The organism is Shewanella sp. GutDb-MelDb (assembly GCF_002836075.1).
In the GTDB taxonomy this organism is placed as follows: Bacteria; Pseudomonadota; Gammaproteobacteria; order Enterobacterales; family Shewanellaceae; genus Shewanella.
This window is the reverse complement of the sequence record NZ_PJBM01000056.1, coordinates 1-2,370: the sequence shown is the minus strand read 5'-3', so window position 1 is coordinate 2,370 and position 2,370 is coordinate 1. Positions and strand designations below refer to the sequence as shown.

2 protein-coding genes and 1 pseudogene are annotated in these 2,370 nt (G+C 44.0%); all 3 read right to left on the bottom strand.

Going from position 1 to position 2,370, the window contains the following annotated elements; all coding sequences use genetic code 11:
- Positions 1-1,260: serine--tRNA ligase (gene serS / locus CXF82_RS01185; protein WP_102043536.1), on the bottom strand; the 1,260-nt coding region annotated here is incomplete at its 3' end.
- Positions 1,261-1,278: 18 nt separating this feature from the next.
- Positions 1,279-1,653 (bottom strand): fluoride efflux transporter CrcB, encoded by a 375-nt coding sequence (gene crcB / locus CXF82_RS01180; protein ID WP_101091662.1) that lies wholly within the window; start codon positions 1,651-1,653, stop codon positions 1,279-1,281.
- Positions 1,646-2,370: pseudogene (locus tag CXF82_RS01175) on the bottom strand (recombination factor protein RarA); the annotation flags it as partial. The gene crcB and the pseudogene CXF82_RS01175, both read right to left, overlap by 8 nt.

The window sequence follows — 2,370 nt, the reverse complement described above, 5'->3', positions numbered from 1 at the left end:
GTAACCACGTAACACTTCAGGTATCGTAATTGAACCGTCTTCATTCTGGTAGTTTTCAAGGACAGCCACTAAGGTACGACCTACTGCAAGGCCTGAACCATTAAGCGTATGTAATAGGCTTGGTTTCTTAGCTGTTTTAGCTTTAAAACGGGCTTGCATACGACGAGACTGGAAATCCTGCATGTTACTGCACGATGAAATCTCTCTAAAAGTGTTTTGAGCCGGTAACCAGACTTCGATATCAAACGTCTTGCTTGAGCCAAAGCCCATATCACCGGTACATAGCACCATAGTGCGGTACGGAAGTTCAAGTTTCTGTAGCACTGTTTCAGCATGAATCGTCAGCTCTTCAAGCGCTTGCATTGAAGTTTCTGGTTTTACTAGCTGTACTAGCTCTACCTTATCAAATTGATGCTGACGGATTAATCCACGAGTATCACGGCCATATGAACCCGCTTCACTTCTGAAACAAGGTGTATGAGCCGTCAACATTACCGGCAACTCATCTTCATCGATAATAGTATCGCGAGCCATGTTGGTCAGTGGCACTTCAGCGGTTGGGATAAGGCTTAGGCCCTGCCCCTCTTCTGTTGCGGGTTTGGTATGAAACAGGTCTTCACCAAACTTGGGTAACTGTCCTGTGCCCAACAAGCTATCTTCATTGACCAGCAGCGGAACGTAAGCCTCAGTGTAGCCGTGTTCAGTCGTATGAAGGTCAAGCATAAACTGTGCTAACGCACGATGCATGCGAGCAATTTGGCCTTTCATTATAATAAAGCGCGTACCGGTAATTTTAACAGCACTCTTAAAATCAAGCCCGCCAAGTGTTTCACCGAGTTCAACATGATCTTTGACGTCGAAGCTAAATTCTCTTGGTGTACCCCAGCGACGTACTTCAACATTACCAGACTCATCACTGCCAATCGGTGCTGATTCGTCCGGTAAGTTAGGCACGCTCATCGCAATAGCATTAAGCTCTTCAAGCAATGCAGATAATTCTAATTTCTTAGCATCAAGTTCTGCACCAAGAGTGCCGACTTTAGCCATAATAGGGGCAACATCTTCACCCTTTGCTTTTGCTTGGCCAATCGATTTTGAGATCGCATTGCGTGAAGCTTGTAACTCTTCGGTAGCGACCTGCAGCGACTTGCGCTTTTCTTCTAATTTACCTAAACGGTCGACATCTAAAATGAAACCACGAGTTGCTAAACGCTCAGCGGTTACTTCTAATTCATTTCGTAAAAATTTTGGATCTAACATGTCTTATTGTCTTAATAGTTAATAACGAGAAAACACCAATTGCTGTCCTAGAAAAACGACGAATATACACACGCCTACATTGACAACAACATTCAAAATCGCTTTAACCAAATAACCTTCTTGCATCAGCAATAAAGACTCATTGGAAAAAGTAGAAAACGTAGTGAGGGCGCCTAACATTCCCACACCAATAAATGCTTTAATTTCTGGGCTCACTTCACTGACTTGACCAAAGGCGTATACAACACCCATTAAAAATGATCCCAGTATATTGACTACAAGTGTACCAAAAGGAAATCCACTACCAAACACCTGAAGCATTAAAATTGAGATAAGATAACGTAAAACTGCACCAACAGACCCACCTAACGCAACAAAAAGTATATTACTCATATCTTTTTACCTTACTTTGCTGATTAAGAATCGCTAAGTGCTCAAGCTTTTCTTTTATTCGTTTCTCAAATCCGCGCTCTGTTGGATAATAAAAACGGCTATCGGCAATCGATTTAGGCAGGTAAACCTCCCCTTCAGCATAAGCATTGGGTTCATCATGAGCGTATCGATATCCTTCACCGTAACCGATGTCTTGCATCAGTTTAGTCGGTGCATTTCTTAAATGCTCCGGTACACTTTCATTGCCCGTTTCTCGTGCAAGCTGTCTTGCGGCTTTAAAAGCGGTGTAGACAGCATTACTTTTGGGCGCACTTGCTAGGTACAAAACAGCTTGTGCTATCGCTCTTTCCCCTTCAGAGGGGCCCACTCGATGAAAACACTCCCAAGCATTGACCGCAACAGACATCGCATTAGGATCTGCATTGCCGATATCTTCTGACGCGATGGCAAGTAACCGTCTGCCAATATAGAGAGGATCGCAGCCACCTTCGAGCATTCGGCAATACCAATAAAGCGCAGCGTCGGGGTTTGAGCCACGAATAGATTTATGTACCGCTGAAATTAGGTCGTAGTATTGGTCGCCATTCTTATCAAACCCCGCGAGTTGCTGGCCTGCCACCTGAATGATCATCGCTTCGGTGAAAACTTCACCGTCTTTAAGCATATCGCTAATCAATTCGATAAGGTTTAATGCTTTACGTGCATCGCCGTCGCATA